The organism is Pseudomonas sp. PMCC200344 (assembly GCF_030053095.1).
Classification (GTDB): domain Bacteria; phylum Pseudomonadota; class Gammaproteobacteria; order Pseudomonadales; family Pseudomonadaceae; genus Aquipseudomonas; species Aquipseudomonas svalbardensis.
Genome location: NZ_CP125618.1, coordinates 1826628 through 1843737 on the forward strand (window position 1 = coordinate 1826628; position 17110 = coordinate 1843737).

Consider the following 17110-nt stretch of genomic DNA (forward strand, 5'->3'; position numbering starts at 1 on the left):
ACACCCGACGGATGTCAGGGCCGGAAGCCGCAGTATCCATCCAACGAGGATTTCGTCATGGCTTTAACAGTAAACACCAACATTGCATCGCTGAACGTTCAAAAGAACCTGACCCGTTCGTCCGACGCTCTGCAAACTTCGATGCAACGCCTGTCTTCCGGCCTGCGTATCAACAGCGCTAAAGACGATGCGGCCGGCCTGCAAATTTCCAACCGTCTGACCAGCCAGATCAACGGCCTGCAGACTGCCATCAAGAACGCCGGTGACGGTATCTCCATCGCGCAAACTGCTGAAGGCGCGATGCAAGAATCCACCAACATCCTGCAGAAAATGCGTACCCTGGCTCTGGCTTCCGCGAACGGCTCGCCAAGCGCTGAAGACCGTAAGTCGAACAACGCTGAATACGCTGCTCTGACTTCCGAGCTGACCCGTATCGCTACCACCACTACTTTCGGTGGTCGTAACCTGCTGGACGGTTCTTTCGGTACTACCGCTTTCCAGGTTGGCGCCAACGCAAACCAGACCATCAACATGACTCTGGGCGACGTATCGGCTAACAACATCGGTTCCCAGCAGCTGAAGTCGGTGGCCATCGCGCCAAGCGCAACTGGCGTTGCCGGCGGTGCTCTGGCTGTCACCGGTGGTGGCCAGACCGCTAGCGTAACTGTTGCTGCCGGTCAGTCTGCCAAGGCTACCGCTGCTCAGCTGAACGGCGCTATCGGTGGCCTGTCGGCTACTGCCAGCACTGAAGCTCAGTTCACTGTTAACACTGCTGCAATCCTGGCCGCTACTCCAGCCAGCGCCAACTTCTCCATCAAAGTAGGCAGCGGTGCCGCAGTCAACATGGTTGGTGTTACCGACACCGCTGGTCTGGCTGACCAACTGAAGTCCAACGCTGCCAAGCTGGGCATCAGCGTTAACTACAACGCCACCACCAACAACCTGCAAATCAAATCCGACACCGGTGAAAACATCACTCTGGACACTGGTGACGCTGGCGCAATCGCTGGTATCACCGTTGCTGCCAAAAACGGTGCCGGTGCCTACGGTGCTGGTGTTGCTGCCGCTGCTGGTCCAATCCAGGTGACTGGTGCGGTATCGCTGAACTCCACCAACAGCTACTCGCTGAGCGGTGCTGGTGCAACGGGTCTGTTCGTGGCTGCCGGTACTACCGTCAGCTCGGCCAAGACCACCGTTAACAACACTGACGTGACCACCGCTACCAACGCGCAAAACGCTGTTGACGTGATCACTCAGGCAATCGCCAACATCGACTCCCAGCGTGCTGACCTCGGTGCGGTGCAAAACCGTTTCGACAGCACCGTGGCCAACCTGCGCAGCATCTCGGACAACTCCACTGCTGCTCGTGGCGTGATCCAGGACGTCGACTTCGCGTCGGAAACTGCTCAGCTGACCAAGCAACAAACCCTGCAACAGGCTTCCACCGCGATTCTGTCCCAGGCTAACCAGCTGCCATCCGCTGTACTGAAGCTGCTTCAGTAATTCCAGCGCTTGGTGACTGACGGAAGGGCGCGTTTACGTGCCCTTTCGTCTTTTCCGTGATGAGGAGATTTAGCATGGACATGAGCGTCAAGTTGAACCTGTCCTATCCGGCCGTTGCTCCCCAGAGTGTCGCGCCGATTGTTACCGCTAAACAGGATCAACCCAAGGTTGAAGCCGTTGCGTCTGTGGGCTCCGAGCCCAAGCGTGATGACCTGGAAAAAGCTGTGACCGATATTCAGGAATTCGTCCAGGCTGCCCAGCGCAAGCTGGATTTTTCCATTGATGATTCCTCCGGCCGGGTCGTGGTCAAGGTCATTGCCACTGAAACCGGTGACGTGATTCGTCAGATCCCTTCGGAAACCGCATTGAAACTGGCGCAAAGCCTGTCGGACGCCAGTAGTTTGTTGTTTGACGACAAAGTCTGAACTGGCATGAATTTTGTTGCTGTCGCTGTTTAAGACGCGCTTAGTCAAGAAAACGGCAGCCACTGGATAAGGAGAGAGATGATGGCGGGTACAACGGTTAGCGGTATTGGTTCGAACATCGATACCCAGTCGATCGTGAAGTCTTTGGTGGACGCGGAAAGAGCGCCCAAGCAAACGCAGATCAACAATCAGACGCTGAAAGCAACCACCTCGCTGTCGTCCATCGGTAAAATTCAGGCGGCGCTGGAAGCCTTCCGCAGTGCGTTGGAGAACATGAAAACTGCCTCCAGTTTCAGCGGATTGAGCGGGTCGTCGTCCGATGAGAAGGTGGCCACCGTTACCACCGGCACTGGCGCGGCGGCCGGCAGTTTCTCGCTGCTGGTTACCAAGCTGGCAACTGCGTCGAAGATTTCCACCCAGGTTTATGCCGGCGGTGCATCTACGGTGGTCAACGCCGGTTCGGTGCCGACCACGCTGAGCATCAAGCAGGGCAGCGATACCTTCGATGTCAGCATTCCCGCCGGCGCGACGTTGCAGCAAGTCCGCGACTCGATCAACTCGCAGTACGCCAACAAGGGCTTGAGTGCCAACATCCTGACCGACGCCAGTGGCTCTCGTATGGTACTGACCTCGACCACAACCGGTGTTGGTACGGATCTGACACTGTCGGGTAACTCAGGCCTGCAAACAGGTGTCACCGTCCTTGCTCCTCCGCAGAACGCCGCGTACGTTTTGGATGGTGTGTCGATGATCTCCAAGTCCAATACCATCGCCGATGCCGTGAGCGGGATCACGGTCAAGCTGACTGGTGTGTCGCCGACGCCGTCCGGTGGTGGTGCAGCGACGCCAGCAACCATCACGGTGTCTGCGAGCACAGCGACGTTGAAGTCAGCGGTCAAGGGGTTCGTTGATACCTACAACGCCTTGATCAAGGCATCCAATGCAGAGACTCAGGTCACCACCAATGCCAATGGTTCGGTGACGTCAGGCGCCCTCACTGGCGATGCCTCCCTGCGTTCATTGATGTCGGCGGTGCGTACCGAGCTGAACGCGATGGGCGGGACGGGTCAGTTGAAATCGCTCGCTCAGTTCGGCGTTAAAACCGATCAAAAGACTGGGATGCTCTCCGTCGACGATAAGTTGTTCGACGCCGCGGCCCTTACCAACGCCTCCGACATCAACGGTATCTTTACTGGCGACACCGGTTTGCTGGCGCGCATGAAGTCCGCCACTGATAGCTTTGCCTTGAGCAAGACTGGCGTGTTCGCTGCTCGTTCAGCAACCCTGACCAATAGTCTTAACGATTTGAAGAAGCAGCAGGATTCCCTCGACGCACGCATGACCAGCCTGCAAGCGAGCCTGTCCGCCAAGTACACCGCCATGGACTCACTGGTGGCCAAGCTGCGGGCGCAGAGCAGCAGCATCATGACCACGCTCAATGCGCTGAACAATCCGAAGTCGGACTGATCCGCATCAGGCATAAAAAAACCCAGGCAGTCTGTAATGACAGTGCCTGGGTTTTTTCATTGGTGGTGGGTCTGGGTTAAAGTTATGTATCGCTCAGTCGACATAATGATTAGAGCAATCCCTTTTTCAGTTGTTGTCTGTCACGAGGTAGAAACATGAACCCCATGAGAGCCCTTCGCCAATACCAGAAGGTCAATTCCCACGCCCAGATCTCTGAAGCCAATCCACATCGCCTGGTGCAGTTGCTGATGGAAGGCGGGCTGGATCGCATGGCGCAAGCCAAGGGTGCAATGGAGCGTGGCGACATCGCTCTCAAGGGGTTGATGCTGGGCAAGGCGGTCGACATCGTTATCGGCTTGCGTGACGGTCTGAACCCGGAAAAGACCGAAGACCCGGCGTCGCTGCAGCAACTTGACAACTTGTATGCCTACATGATGACGCGCCTGATGGAGGCCAACCGCGATAACGATGCGGCGATCATCGATGAGGTTTCGGGTTTGCTCGAAACCCTGAAAAGCGGTTGGGATGGTATTGCCAATCAATAGGCCCACGAGCCTGAGGATGACGTCATGAGTCAAGCATTGCAGCGGATTGAGGAAACACGCGAAGCCTTGGTTGACGCCTTGGCCGCGCGTAATTGGGATGCGATCGGCGAATTGGATGTGGCCTGTCGCGAATGCGTCGATGAGGTGCTGAGCGAGGCGCCGATCGATGAAGAAGCGTTGCGGACCAATCTGGAGGGGTTGCTAGAGGTGTACAAGGATTTGTTGACGGCCACGATGGGAGAGCGCCAAGCGATCGTCGACGAGATGTCGCAGATCACCCAAGCGCAGAAGGCGGCAAAGGTTTACCATCTGTTTGGTTGATTAACCGTCAGTTAATACAAACATAGTGCGCCATAAATTTGACTGTGCGCGGTTTTTTGACTTAACTAGTGGCTGGTTGAACATTTCAGGCGTCTACAGACATCAACGTGTCTGCAAGCGTCTAGCTTGCCCCCTCATTTCGGGCATTGAGTTGACTAGGGAAGTTGCTATTGCATGTGGCGTGAAACCAAAATTCTGCTGATTGATGACGATAGCGTCCGCCGCCGCGACTTGGCGGTGATTTTAAATTTTCTTGGCGAAGAAAATTTACCCTGCGGTAGCCATGACTGGCAGCAGGCTGTCGGCTCATTGTCATCAAGTCGTGAAGTGATCTGTGTCCTCATCGGGACGGTCAATGCACCTGGCGCACTTACGGGCTTGTTAAAGACACTCTCAACCTGGGATGAGTTCCTTCCGGTTTTGTTAATGGGCGATAATTCTTCCGTTGACTTGCCAGAAGACCAGCGTCGCCGAGTGCTTTCGACCCTCGAAATGCCACCCAGCTACAGCAAATTGCTCGACTCCCTGCACCGTGCCCAGGTCTATCGCGAGATGTACGACCAGGCCCGCGAGCGCGGTCGCCATCGCGAACCCAATCTTTTCCGTAGTCTTGTCGGCACCAGCCGGGCGATTCAACACGTCCGTCAGATGATGCAGCAAGTCGCCGACACCGACGCCAGCGTACTGATCCTCGGCGAATCCGGGACTGGCAAGGAAGTGGTTGCGCGCAACCTGCACTATCACTCCAAGCGTCGTGACGCGCCGTTCGTACCGGTCAACTGCGGGGCGATCCCGGCCGAGTTGCTGGAAAGCGAACTGTTTGGCCACGAGAAGGGCGCCTTCACCGGGGCAATCACCAGCCGCGCCGGGCGTTTCGAACTGGCCAATGGCGGCACGCTGTTCCTCGATGAAATCGGCGACATGCCGCTGCCGATGCAGGTCAAGCTGCTGCGCGTTTTGCAGGAACGCACCTTCGAGCGCGTGGGCAGCAACAAGACCCAAAGCGTCGATGTGCGGATCATCGCGGCGACCCACAAGAATCTCGAAAGCATGATCGAGATCGGTACCTTCCGCGAAGACTTGTACTACCGCCTGAACGTGTTCCCGATCGAGATGGCGCCACTGCGCGAGCGTGTCGAAGACATTCCGCTGCTGATGAACGAGTTGATCTCGCGCATGGAGCACGAGAAGCGTGGGTCGATCCGTTTCAATTCCGCGGCGATCATGTCGCTGTGCCGTCACGGCTGGCCGGGCAACGTTCGCGAGCTGGCCAACCTGGTGGAGCGCATGGCGATCATGCATCCTTATGGGGTGATCGGCGTGGTCGAGCTGCCGAAGAAATTCCGTTACGTCGACGATGAGGACGAGCAACTGGTCGACAGCTTGCGCAGCGATCTTGAAGAGCGCGTGGCCATCAACGGTCATACTCCGGACTTCTCTGCCGGCGCCATGCTGCCGCCGGAAGGCCTGGACCTGAAGGACTACCTCGGTGGTCTGGAACAAGGGCTGATTCAGCAGGCGCTGGATGATGCCAATGGCATCGTGGCGCGCGCGGCAGAGCGGCTGCGTATTCGTCGCACCACACTGGTGGAAAAGATGCGCAAGTACGGTATGAGTCGTCGTGACGGTGATGAACAGGCAGATGATTGACGCCTGTTTTTCAAGTCCTTCATTTGTAGGCGGTTTTTTTTAGGCACGGGTATTGCTACATCCCTCGCAACGTTCCGTTTAACTGACGGTCAGCCAAGCGAGAGAGCACGATGCCCCAAGCCGCCCAGATGTCTCCTGTCCCTGACGCTTCGGGACAACCGTCGTCCGTAGAGCAGGCGAGCCGGCTTGGTCTTGAGCAGGCGTTTGCACTGTTCAACCAGATGTCGAGCCAATTGACCGATTCCTACAGCATGCTCGAAGCCCGGGTCACCGAGCTCAAGGGTGAGCTGGCGGTGGTCAGTGCTCAGCGCATGCAGGAGCTGGCGGAAAAAGAACGCCTGGCCAACCGGCTGCAAAACCTCCTCGATCTGTTGCCCGGCGGCGTCATCGTCATCGACGCCCAAGGCATCGTGCGCGAAGCCAACCCCGCTGCTTGTGAGCTGCTCGGTCTGCCCCTCGAAGGCGAGCTGTGGCGTCATGTCATTGCCCGCTGTTTTGCGCCTCGTGAAGACGACGGTCACGAAATCTCGCTCAAGGACGGTCGGCGTTTGTCGATCTCCACTCGCTCGCTGGATGCCGAGCCCGGTCAGTTGGTGTTGCTTAATGACCTGACTGAAACCCGTCACCTGCAAGATCAGCTGGCCCGCCACGAACGACTCTCGTCCCTCGGTCGAATGGTCGCCTCGCTGGCTCATCAGATTCGTACACCGTTATCCGCCGCCTTGCTCTACGCCAGTCATTTGACTGAGCAAGCGTTGCCGGTCGAGACCCAGCAACGTTTTGCCGGGCGCCTGAAAGAGCGTCTGCATGAGTTGGAACATCAGGTTCGCGACATGCTGGTGTTTGCGCGCGGCGAGCTGCCGCTGACCGATCGCGTCACACCCAAAGTGCTGATGCAGTCACTGCAGGCGGCAGCACTGACCCATGTGCAGGACCTGCCGATTCGCTGGCAGTGCGACAGTCATTCCGGCGAGTTGCTGTGCAATCGTGACACGCTGGTCGGGGCGATCCTGAACCTGATCGAGAACGCCATCCAGGCCAGCGCCGGTGACGTCCGCTTGAAGGTCCACCTCTATACCCGTGACAACAACCTGCGCGTATCTGTCAGTGACAGCGGCAGTGGCATCGACACGAAAGTGCTGGCACGACTCGGCGAGCCGTTTTTTACCACTAAGACCACCGGGACCGGCCTTGGCCTGACCGTGGTCAAGGCAGTGGCGCGTGCCCATCAGGGAGAATTGCAACTGCGCTCGCGGCTGGGGCGCGGCACTTGCGCGCAGGTCATCCTGCCGCTTTTTTCCGGTGAAAAGCCCCACGCTCAGGGAGCGGAGTGAAGGACATGGCAATCAAGGTTTTACTGGTCGAGGATGACCGCGCGCTACGCGAAGCACTGGCGGATACGCTGCTGCTCGCGGGGCACGACTACACGGCAGTAGGCTCGGCAGAAGAAGCGCTGGCGGCGGTCGGTAATGAGGCGTTCAATCTGGTGCTGAGTGACGTCAACATGCCGGGCATGGACGGTCATCAACTGCTCGGATTGCTGCGCACTCGTCAGCCGCAACTGCCGGTGTTGCTGATGACGGCTCACGGCGCCGTAGAGCGGGCAGTCGATGCGATGCGTCAGGGCGCAGCGGATTACCTGGTCAAACCGTTCGAGCCCAAGGCATTGCTCGATCTGGTGGCGCGTCATGCGCTGGGCAGCCTCGGTGCGACCGAGGGCGAGGGACCTGTAGCGTTCGAACCGGCCAGTGCGCAATTGCTGGAACTGGCTGCACGGGTAGCGCGCAGTGATTCCACGGTATTGATCTCCGGTGAGTCCGGGACCGGTAAGGAAGTGCTGGCGCGGTACATCCATCAGCACTCCCATCGTGCCAGTCAGCCGTTCATTGCGATCAACTGCGCAGCCATCCCCGACAACATGCTCGAAGCCACGTTGTTTGGTCATGAAAAGGGCTCGTTCACCGGCGCCATCGCGGCGCAGGCCGGCAAGTTCGAACAGGCTGATGGCGGCACGATCCTGCTCGACGAAATTTCGGAAATGCCCCTCGGGCTCCAGGCCAAGTTGCTGCGAGTTTTGCAGGAGCGCGAAGTCGAGCGAGTCGGCTCACGCAAGCCGATCACGCTGGATATTCGAGTCGTGGCAACCACCAACCGTGACCTGGCGGGTGAGGTGGCGGCGGGACGTTTTCGCGAAGACCTTTACTATCGCCTGTCGGTGTTTCCGCTGGCCTGGCGTCCGTTGCGCGAACGTACCGCCGACATCCTGCCGTTGGCTGAGCGTCTTCTGGCCAAGTACGTCAATAAAATGAAGCATGCCGCGGCAAAGCTGTCGCCCGAGGCTCAGGCGTGTCTGATCGGTTATCCATGGCCGGGTAATGTGCGTGAGCTGGATAACGCGATTCAGCGAGCGTTGATCCTGCAGCAGGGCGGATTGATACAGCCTGAGGATTTCTGTCTTGCCGGGCCTGTGGCGTGTGCGCCGTTGCCGGCATTGCCGCCAACGACTGTGCGCGCAGTAGAAGTCGACGCCGAATCGGCGGGCGCCCTCGGCGATGACCTGCGGCGCCGTGAATTCCAGATGATCATTGATACCTTGCGCTCCGAGCGTGGTCGTCGCAAAGAAGCCGCCGAGCGACTGGGCATCAGTCCGCGCACTCTGCGTTACAAGCTGGCGCAGATGCGTGACGCCGGAATGGACGTGGAAGCTTATTTGTTCGCCACCTGATTCGTTAGCAATGCAAAGCCCTGGATGGCTTTTGTTTAGAGCGACCACGGAGCTGGCACCCTTGTTGCTAACACCTCACTGCCCGCCGAGTGAGTGTCAAAAAAATCGCGGGTCGCCAAAGACGTAGCTCGTCAAAGAGAGAGACCATGAGCCAAGGTATTGAATTCAATCGATTGATGCTGGACATGCGCTCCATGCAAATGGATGCCATGTCTGCGTCGAAATCGACTGCCGCTGTTCCTGCAATGGGTGGCAGCAGCTTTTCCGACATGCTCGGTCAGGCCGTCAATAAAGTGAACGACACCCAACAGGCGTCCAGTCAGTTGGCCAGTGCCTTCGAGATCGGCAAGAGCGGCGTCGACCTGACGGACGTGATGATTTCCTCGCAGAAGGCCAGCGTGTCTTTTCAGGCGTTGACCCAAGTGCGCAACAAACTGGTTCAGGCATATCAAGACATCATGCAGATGCCGGTTTAAGGACGAATTGAGTCATGGCAGAAGCAGTCGCCGATAATGTTCCGGCCAAGGCCACTCCAATAGACGGCAAACCGCCGCTGTTCGGGTTGTCCTTCCTGGAAAACCTCTCCGAGATGACCATGTTGCGTCAGGTAGGCCTGTTGGTCGGCCTGGCTGCGAGCGTGGCGATTGGCTTTGCCGTGGTGTTGTGGTCCCAGCAGCCGGACTACCGGCCTCTGTACGGCAGCCTTGCCGGTATGGACGCCAAACAGGTCATGGATACCCTGGCCGCAGCCGACATTCCCTATACCGTTGAACCGAACTCCGGTGCTTTGCTGGTCAAGGCCGATGATCTGTCCCGTGCGCGAATCAAACTCGCGGGCGCTGGTGTCACTCCCACCGATGGCAACATCGGTTTTGAAATTCTCGACAAGGACCAGGGCCTGGGCACCAGCCAGTTCATGGAAGCGACCCGTTATCGTCGCGGTCTCGAAGGCGAACTGGCTCGCACCATTTCCAGCCTGAACAACGTCAAGGGTGCCCGCGTGCACCTGGCGATTCCGAAAAGCTCGGTGTTCGTGCGTGATGAACGCAAGCCAAGCGCTTCGGTACTGGTTGAGCTGTATTCCGGCCGTTCGCTGGAGCCGGGTCAGGTGGTGGCGATCATCAATCTGGTCGCGACCAGCGTTCCCGAGCTCAGCAAATCCCAGATCACCGTGGTCGACCAGAAGGGCAACCTGCTGTCGGATCAGGCGGAAAATTCCGAACTGACCATGGCCGGCAAGCAATTCGATTACAGCCGTCGCATGGAAAGCATGCTGACTCAGCGCGTGCACAACATTCTGCAACCGGTGCTGGGCAACGATCGCTATAAAGCCGAAGTCTCGGCCGATGTGGATTTCAGTGCCGTCGAGTCGACCTCCGAGCAGTTCAACCCGGACCAACCTGCGTTGCGCAGCGAGCAGTCGGTCAACGAACAACGTACCGCCAGCAATGGTCCGCAAGGTGTGCCGGGTGCTTTGAGCAACCAGCCACCAGCGCCAGCCTCTGCGCCGCAAACCACCGGTGGCGCTACCGCGTCGGCCGGCATGGTGCAGCCAGGCCAGCCACTGCTGGATGCCAATGGTCAGCAAATCATGGACCCGGCCACCGGCCAGCCTATGCTTGCACCGTACCCGGCGGACAAGCGTCAACAATCCACCAAGAACTTCGAGCTTGACCGCTCCATCAGCCACACCAAACAACAGCAGGGTCGCTTGAATCGCCTCTCGGTGTCGGTGGTGGTGGATGACCAGGTCAAGATCAACGCGGCCAACGGTGAAACCGCCCGTGCGCCGTGGACCGCCGATGAATTGGCGCGCTTCACTCGCCTGGTACAGGACGCCGTCGGCTTCGACGCCAGCCGTGGCGACAGCGTCAGCGTGATCAACATGCCGTTCTCCGCCGAGCGCGGTGAAGTGATTGCTGAAATTCCGTTCTACTCCCAGCCGTGGTTCTGGGACATCGTCAAGCAAGTGCTGGGTGTCTTGTTCATCCTGGTGCTGGTGTTCGGTGTGCTGCGTCCGGTGCTCAACAACATCACCGGTGGCGGCAAAGACAAACAGTTTGCAGGCTTGGGTAGCGACGTCGAGCTGGGTGGCATGGGCGGCCTGGACGGCGAACTGGCCAACGACCGTGTCAGTCTCGGTGGCCCGACCAGCATTCTGCTGCCGAGCCCGAGCGAAGGCTATGACGCACAGTTGAACGCAATCAAGAGTCTGGTGGCAGAAGATCCGGGTCGCGTGGCCCAGGTCGTGAAAGAGTGGATTAACGCAGATGAGTGATAACCGAGCCGTTGCCGCCAAACTGACCAAGGTCGACAAAGCCGCGATTCTGCTGCTGTCCCTGGGTTCTACCGACGCCGCCCAAGTGCTGCGCCACATGGGGCCTAAAGAGGTCCAGCGTGTGGGTGTGGCCATGGCCCAGATGGGTAACGTGCACCGCGAGCAGGTCGAGCAGGTGATGAGCGAGTTCGTCGACATCGTCGGCGACCAGACCAGCCTTGGCGTCGGCTCCGACGACTACGTGCGCAAAATGCTCACGCAGGCCCTGGGCGAAGACAAGGCCAACGGCCTGATCGACCGCATCCTGCTGGGCGGCAACACCAGTGGCCTCGACAGCCTGAAGTGGATGGAGCCGCGCGCCGTCGCCGACGTGATCCGTTACGAGCACCCGCAGATCCAGGCGATCGTGGTGGCGTATCTCGATCCGGACCAGGCCGGCGAAGTGCTCGGCAACTTCGACCACAAGGTGCGTCTGGACATCATTCTGCGGGTCTCCTCGCTGAACACTGTGCAGCCGGCGGCCCTGAAAGAACTCAACCAGATTCTCGAGAAGCAGTTCTCCGGCAACTCGAATGCCGCGCGCACCACCCTGGGTGGCATCAAGCGTGCGGCAGATATCATGAACTTCCTCGACAGCTCGATCGAAGGTCAGCTGATGGACTCGATTCGCGAAGTCGACGAAGACCTGTCTGGTCAGATCGAAGACCTCATGTTCGTGTTCAACAACTTGTCCGATGTCGACGATCGCGGGATTCAGGCGCTGCTGCGCGAAGTGTCCTCCGACGTGTTGGTGCTGGCCCTCAAGGGTTCGGACGAAGGCGTCAAAGAGAAGATCTTCAAGAACATGTCCAAACGGGCGGCCGAACTGTTGCGCGACGACCTCGAGGCCAAAGGCCCGGTGCGCGTCAGCGACGTGGAAACCGCGCAGAAAGAAATCCTCACCATTGCCCGCCGTATGGCCGAAGCTGGAGAAATCGTTCTCGGCGGGAAGGGCGGCGAAGAGATGATCTAAGGTCACTATGTCGTCCAAACATGATGAGTCCAACACCGACCTGATCCGTGGCAAGGACGTCGGTGGTTTCGATGTCTGGTCGCTGCCCAGTTTCGATCCGTTCGTGCCGGAACCCGAGCCGGAACCTGAGCCCGAGCCGCCGGAAATGGAAGAGGTGCCACTGGATGAAGTCCAGCCACTGACCCTCGAAGAACTCGAAAGCATTCGCCAGGAGGCCTACAACGAAGGCTTCGCCACGGGCGAAAAAGAAGGTTTCCATAGCACCACGCTCAAGGTCCGTCAGGAAGCGGAGGTGGCCCTGGCCGCCAAGATTGCCGCTCTGGAGCAATTGATGGGGCATTTGTTCGAGCCTATCGCCGAGCAGGACACCTTGATCGAAAAGTCCCTGGTCGACCTGGTGCAGCACATCACCAAACAGGTGATTCAGCGCGAACTGGCCATCGACTCGACGCAGATCGAACACGTCATGCGTGAAGCCCTCAAGCTCTTGCCGCTGGGCGTGGGCAATGTGCGGCTGTACATCAATCCGCAAGACTTCGAGCAGGTCAAAGCCCTGCGCGAACGCCATGAAGAAACCTGGCGCATCGTCGAGGACGAGGCGTTGTTGCCCGGCGGTTGCCGGGTCGAGACTGAACACAGTCGCATCGATGCCACGGTCGAAACCCGCGTTGCGCGGGTCATGGACAAGCTCTTCGATCAGTTGCACGAACAGGCCTTGCACCCGGCCGAACCGGATCTGAGCCTGGAGCTGCCGATCAGCGACAAGCCAGCGGTCGCGCCGGTCGAACCCGAACTGGACGATCCCGATGCGCCTTGATCGCACTAGCTTCGCCAAGCGCCTCGGCAGCTATGCCGAGGCCACGGAGCTGGAAGGCGCGCCGATCCTTGAAGGCCGCTTGCTGCGCATGGTCGGCCTGACCCTCGAGGCCGAGGGCTTGCGCGCCGCCATGGGCAGCCGCTGCATGGTCATCAATGACGACAGTTATCACCCGGTGCAGGTCGAAGCCGAAGTCATGGGCTTCTCCGGCAGCAAGGTGTTTCTGATGCCGGTCGGCAGCGTTGCCGGCATCGCTCCCGGTGCCCGTGTGGTTCCTCTGGCTGATACCGGCCGTCTGCCGATGGGCATGAGCATGCTCGGGCGGGTGCTCGATGGCGCCGGTCGCGCGCTGGACGGCAAGGGTGGGATGAAGGCCGAAGACTGGGTGCCGATGGACGGCCCGACCATCAACCCGCTCAAGCGCGAACCGATCAGCGAGCCGCTGGACGTGGGCATTCGCAGCATCAACGGTTTGTTGACGGTCGGTCGCGGTCAGCGTCTTGGCCTGTTCGCCGGTACGGGTGTGGGCAAGAGTGTGCTGCTGGGCATGATGACCCGCTTCACCGAGGCCGACATCATCGTCGTCGGGCTGATCGGTGAGCGGGGTCGTGAAGTTAAAGAATTCATCGAGCATATCCTCGGTGAAGAAGGCCTCAAGCGTTCGGTCGTGGTGGCGTCCCCGGCGGACGATGCGCCGCTGATGCGTCTGCGCGCTGCGATGTACTGCACGCGAATCGCCGAGTATTTCCGCGACAAGGGCAAGAACGTCCTGTTACTCATGGACTCCCTGACCCGTTTCGCCCAAGCCCAGCGGGAAATCGCCCTGGCCATCGGCGAGCCGCCGGCGACCAAGGGTTATCCGCCATCGGTGTTCGCCAAACTACCGAAACTGGTGGAGCGGGCCGGTAACGCGGAGAAGGGCGGCGGTTCGATCACCGCGTTCTACACCGTTTTGTCCGAAGGCGATGACCAACAGGACCCGATTGCCGACGCCGCGCGAGGCGTGCTCGACGGGCACATCGTGCTGTCCCGGCGCCTGGCCGAGGAAGGTCATTACCCGGCCATCGATATCGAAGCGTCCATCAGCCGGGTCATGCCGTCGGTGGTTACGCCGGAACACATGATGCGCGCCCAGTATTTCAAGCAACTGTGGTCGCGGTATCAGCAGAGTCGTGACTTGATCAGCGTCGGCGCCTATGTGGCCGGTGGTGATCGGGAAACCGACCTGGCGATCTCCCTGCAACCGCAGCTGGTGAAATACCTGCGCCAGGGCCTCAACGACAGCATCAGCCTGGGCGAAAGCGAAGCCTACCTCGGCACGATTTTCGCTCCCGCGGCCGGCGGCTAACCGGCCATGGCCCAGAGCCGAGCATCGCGCCTGGCCCCCGTGGTCGAAATGGCCGAAAAGGCCGAGAAAACAGCGGTCCTTCGTCTGGGGCACTTTCAGGGGCAAGTCCGTCTGGCCGAAAGCAAGCTCGCCGACCTCGAAGCCTTTCGTCTCGATTACCAGGAACAATGGATCGTGCGCGGCAGCAGTGGCGTGTCGGGCCAATGGCTGCTGGGTTATCAAGGCTTCCTTGCGCAGCTGGGTACCGCCATCGACCAGCAGCGACAAAGCCTGGTATGGCATCAAAACAACCTGAACAAGGCGCGGGAATCCTGGCAGCAGGCGTTTGCCCGGGTCGAAGGCTTGCGCAAACTGGTGGCGCGCTACATGGATGAGGCTCGGCGGCTGGAAGATCGGCGCGAGCAAAAGTTGCTGGATGAGTTGTCCCAGCGGTTGCCGCGTCAGGATCCGTATTGATCAGGCAGGGTTCAACCGTTTTCCCGCCTTGCTCCAGCCCCAGCCAAGTGCTAAACCTTGTACACGTACGTTCACCAATGACAAGGAAGCCGTTCAATGTCAGTCGTTACAGAAGTATCCCAAGATGGTCAAAAGCTGACGATATCGATCAGGGGACGATTCGATTTCGCCAAGCATCAGGAGTTTCGCGAGTCCTACGAGAATCGTGAGCCGAAACCCGAATCCTTCGAAGTGAACCTGAAAGACGCTACCTACCTCGACAGTTCAGCGCTCGGCATGCTGTTGCTATTGCGTGATCACGCTGGCGGCGAGAATGCCGAGATCACGTTGACCAACGCTAACGCAGATGTGCGCAAGATCCTCGCCATCTCCAACTTCGAACAAATCTTCGACGTGGCGTGACCGCCATGCAACCCTTGTTCGAACCGCTGACGATCCTGATCGCCGAAGACAGCGCGGCCGATCGCATGCTGCTGTCGACCATCGTTCGTCGCCAGGGGCATGAGGTGCTGACGGCCGCCAACGGTGCCGAAGCCGTTGACGCGTTTCGCCAGCAACGACCGCAACTGGTGCTCATGGACGCAATGATGCCGGTGATGGACGGTTTCGAGGCGGCGCGGCAGATCAAGGTATTGGCAGGGGAAACCCTGGTGCCGATCATCTTCCTCACCTCGCTGACCGAAAGCGAAGCGCTGGCCCGCTGTCTGGAGGCCGGGGGCGACGACTTTCTGGCAAAACCCTACAACCAGGTGATCCTCGCCGCCAAGATCAAGGCGATGGACCGCTTGCGGCGGTTGCAGGCCACGGTGTTGCAGCAGCGCGACCAGATCGCCAGGCACCACGACTACCTGCTCAACGAGCAGCGGGTGGCCAAAGCCGTGTTCGACAAGGTGGCCCACTCCGGCTGCCTGAGTGCACCGAATATTCGCTACCTGCAATCGCCCTATGCGTTGTTCAACGGCGATCTGCTGCTGGCCGCGTTTACCCCGGCCGGCGACATGCACGTGCTGCTCGGCGATTTTACCGGTCATGGTTTGCCGGCCGCGGTCGGTGCCATGCCCTTGGCCGAAGTTTTCTATGGCATGACCGCCAAGGGTTACGGCCTGTCCGAAACCCTGCGCGAGATGAATGCCAAGCTCAAGCGCATCCTGCCGGTGGACATGTTCTGTTGTGCAACGCTGCTGTGCCTGAGTTTTCAGCGACGCTCGGTGGAGGTCTGGAATGGCGGGATGCCGGACGGTTATCTGCACAGCATCGTCAGCGGAGAGCGAACGCCGCTGACGGCTCGGCATTTGCCGCTCGGCGTGCTGAGCCCGCAATCCTTTGATGACCGCACCGAGGTGTTTCCGATGGCGGTCGGGGATCGGGTCTTCCTGTTGTCCGACGGGGTGATCGATACCTGCGATGCCAACGAACAGTTGTTTGGTGTGGAGCGATTGCAGCAGGTGTTTGCGGCCAATCGTCAGCCTGATGAGTTGTTCGAAGAGATCGAGCAGGCGTTGCGGGACTTTCGCGGCGAGGCCCGCGATGACGTGAGCATGGTCGAGGTCAGTCTGCTGGAGGCCGCACAGCTGAGCCCGCCGGCGCTGGTGTATTCCGACAGTGGTCAGTCCTGCCCGCTGGACTGGTCAGTGAGTTTCGAATTTCGCGCCGCCACGCTCAAACGCTTCAATCCGCTGCCGTATCTTCTGCAATTGCTGCTTGAGGTCCACGGTCTGCGGGCTCAGAGCGGAGCGCTCTACAGTGTGCTGGCCGAACTGTATTCCAATGCCCTGGAGCATGGAGTGCTGGGGCTGGATTCGGCGCTCAAGCGCGATGCCTCGGGTTTTACCCGCTATTATCAACAACGCAATACACGCTTGGACGAGTTGCAGGACGGCTTCGTGCGGGTGCATTTGCAGGTGACACCCAAGGGCGAGGGCGGGTGCCTGACTGTTCGGGTTGAAGACAGCGGCAAGGGTTTCGATGTTGCGCGGGTGATGGAGCGGCCCGTCGATGGTGTCCGTCTGTCGGGACGTGGCGTCAGTCTGATCCGTCAGCTGGGCCACAATGCGAGTTGGTCCGACGATGGTCGAAGTGCCCGCGTGGAATTTTTCTGGGAGGCTCTGGCATAATCCACGCATTCTTGATCAAGGAGTGAGCAAGTGGCTGACACACACCTGGACCGCGACGTGCTGAACGCGTTGCAAGAGGTCATGGAGGATGAGTATCCGACGTTGCTGGATACCTTTCTCGCCGATTCCGAAGAGCGCTTGCGCGTCTTGCGAGAAGCTGAAGATGCCGCGCAACTCATGAATGCAGCCCATAGTTTCAAGGGCAGCAGCAGCAACATGGGCGCCATTCGCCTGGCTGAGTTGTGCCATGAGCTGGAGCAACGCGCCAAGCAAAAAAGCCTCGCTGGCATCGAAAAGCTGATCGGGGAAATTGACAGCGAATTCGCCATCGTGCGACCGCTCTATGAAGCGGAGCGTCAGCGTTCCCTCTCTGCCAATGAGACCGTCCGGCGCTTTTAGCGCCTGTCGCTCAAACCTGGCGCGACCTTTGCAATAATCTCCGTCAACTG

Annotated in this window: 17 protein-coding genes; all 17 read left to right on the forward strand. The window is 59.3% G+C overall.

The annotated features are described in order from the left end of the window. The first annotated feature begins 57 nt into the window (after positions 1-57). The 17 genes from QFW87_RS08145 to QFW87_RS08225 all read left to right on the forward strand — a co-directional run bounded on the left by QFW87_RS08145 (position 58) and on the right by QFW87_RS08225 (position 17060). Complete coding sequence (locus QFW87_RS08145; protein ID WP_283190241.1) at positions 58-1503, forward strand: flagellin; 1446 nt, start codon at positions 58-60, stop codon at positions 1501-1503. A 74-nt stretch (positions 1504-1577) separates the two neighbouring features. Continuing rightward, positions 1578-1928, forward strand: a complete 351-nt coding sequence (locus QFW87_RS08150) for a flagellar protein FlaG (protein ID WP_283190242.1) — start codon at positions 1578-1580, stop codon at positions 1926-1928. Positions 1929-2009: 81 nt separating this feature from the next. Then, the gene (gene fliD, locus QFW87_RS08155) at positions 2010-3395 is read left to right on the forward strand and encodes a flagellar filament capping protein FliD (protein ID WP_283183554.1); all 1386 of its coding nucleotides are present in this window, start codon (positions 2010-2012) and stop codon (positions 3393-3395) included. Positions 3396-3550: 155 nt separating this feature from the next. Continuing rightward, a complete protein-coding gene (gene fliS / locus QFW87_RS08160) occupies positions 3551-3940 on the forward strand; it encodes a flagellar export chaperone FliS (RefSeq protein ID WP_283183555.1) in 390 nt (129 codons plus the stop codon). 24 nt (positions 3941-3964) lie between these two features. Then, complete coding sequence (gene fliT, locus QFW87_RS08165; protein ID WP_283183556.1) at positions 3965-4261, forward strand: flagellar protein FliT; 297 nt, start codon at positions 3965-3967, stop codon at positions 4259-4261. A 174-nt stretch (positions 4262-4435) separates the two neighbouring features. Beyond that, a complete protein-coding gene (locus QFW87_RS08170) occupies positions 4436-5911 on the forward strand; it encodes a sigma-54 dependent transcriptional regulator (RefSeq protein WP_283183557.1) in 1476 nt (491 codons plus the stop codon). Positions 5912-6039: 128 nt separating this feature from the next. Continuing rightward, positions 6040-7245: an ATP-binding protein gene (locus tag QFW87_RS08175; protein WP_283190890.1), complete on the forward strand. Its 1206-nt coding sequence runs from the start codon at positions 6040-6042 to the stop codon at positions 7243-7245. 5 nt (positions 7246-7250) lie between these two features. Next, positions 7251-8636, forward strand: coding sequence for a sigma-54-dependent response regulator transcription factor FleR (gene fleR, locus QFW87_RS08180; protein ID WP_283190243.1), 1386 nt, complete (start codon positions 7251-7253; stop codon positions 8634-8636). Positions 8637-8782: 146 nt separating this feature from the next. Then, positions 8783-9112 (forward strand): flagellar hook-basal body complex protein FliE, encoded by a 330-nt coding sequence (fliE, locus tag QFW87_RS08185; protein ID WP_283183559.1) that lies wholly within the window; start codon positions 8783-8785, stop codon positions 9110-9112. Positions 9113-9126: 14 nt separating this feature from the next. Further along, a complete protein-coding gene (gene fliF, locus QFW87_RS08190) occupies positions 9127-10914 on the forward strand; it encodes a flagellar basal-body MS-ring/collar protein FliF (protein ID WP_283190244.1) in 1788 nt (595 codons plus the stop codon). Next, positions 10907-11926 (forward strand): flagellar motor switch protein FliG, encoded by a 1020-nt coding sequence (gene fliG / locus QFW87_RS08195; protein ID WP_131061619.1) that lies wholly within the window; start codon positions 10907-10909, stop codon positions 11924-11926. Before fliF ends, fliG begins: the two co-directional genes overlap by 8 nt. Positions 11927-11933: 7 nt before the next feature. Next, positions 11934-12743 carry a flagellar assembly protein FliH gene (gene fliH, locus QFW87_RS08200; protein ID WP_283183561.1) on the forward strand — a complete coding sequence of 270 codons (810 nt, stop codon included), beginning with the start codon at positions 11934-11936 and terminating at the stop codon, positions 12741-12743. Next, a complete protein-coding gene (gene fliI / locus QFW87_RS08205) occupies positions 12733-14091 on the forward strand; it encodes a flagellar protein export ATPase FliI (RefSeq protein WP_046046383.1) in 1359 nt (452 codons plus the stop codon). The genes fliH and fliI overlap by 11 nt, the downstream gene beginning before the upstream one ends. A 6-nt stretch (positions 14092-14097) precedes the next feature. Next, complete coding sequence (gene fliJ / locus QFW87_RS08210; protein WP_283190245.1) at positions 14098-14547, forward strand: flagellar export protein FliJ; 450 nt, start codon at positions 14098-14100, stop codon at positions 14545-14547. 96 nt (positions 14548-14643) lie between these two features. Then, a complete protein-coding gene (locus QFW87_RS08215; RefSeq protein ID WP_283183562.1) occupies positions 14644-14949 on the forward strand; it encodes an STAS domain-containing protein in 306 nt (101 codons plus the stop codon). Positions 14950-14954: 5 nt separating this feature from the next. Beyond that, positions 14955-16661 carry a fused response regulator/phosphatase gene (locus QFW87_RS08220; RefSeq protein ID WP_283183563.1) on the forward strand — a complete coding sequence of 569 codons (1707 nt, stop codon included), beginning with the start codon at positions 14955-14957 and terminating at the stop codon, positions 16659-16661. A gap of 30 nt (positions 16662-16691) precedes the next feature. Continuing rightward, positions 16692-17060 carry an Hpt domain-containing protein gene (locus QFW87_RS08225; RefSeq protein WP_283183564.1) on the forward strand — a complete coding sequence of 123 codons (369 nt, stop codon included), beginning with the start codon at positions 16692-16694 and terminating at the stop codon, positions 17058-17060. The last annotated feature ends 50 nt before the right edge of the window (positions 17061-17110 follow it).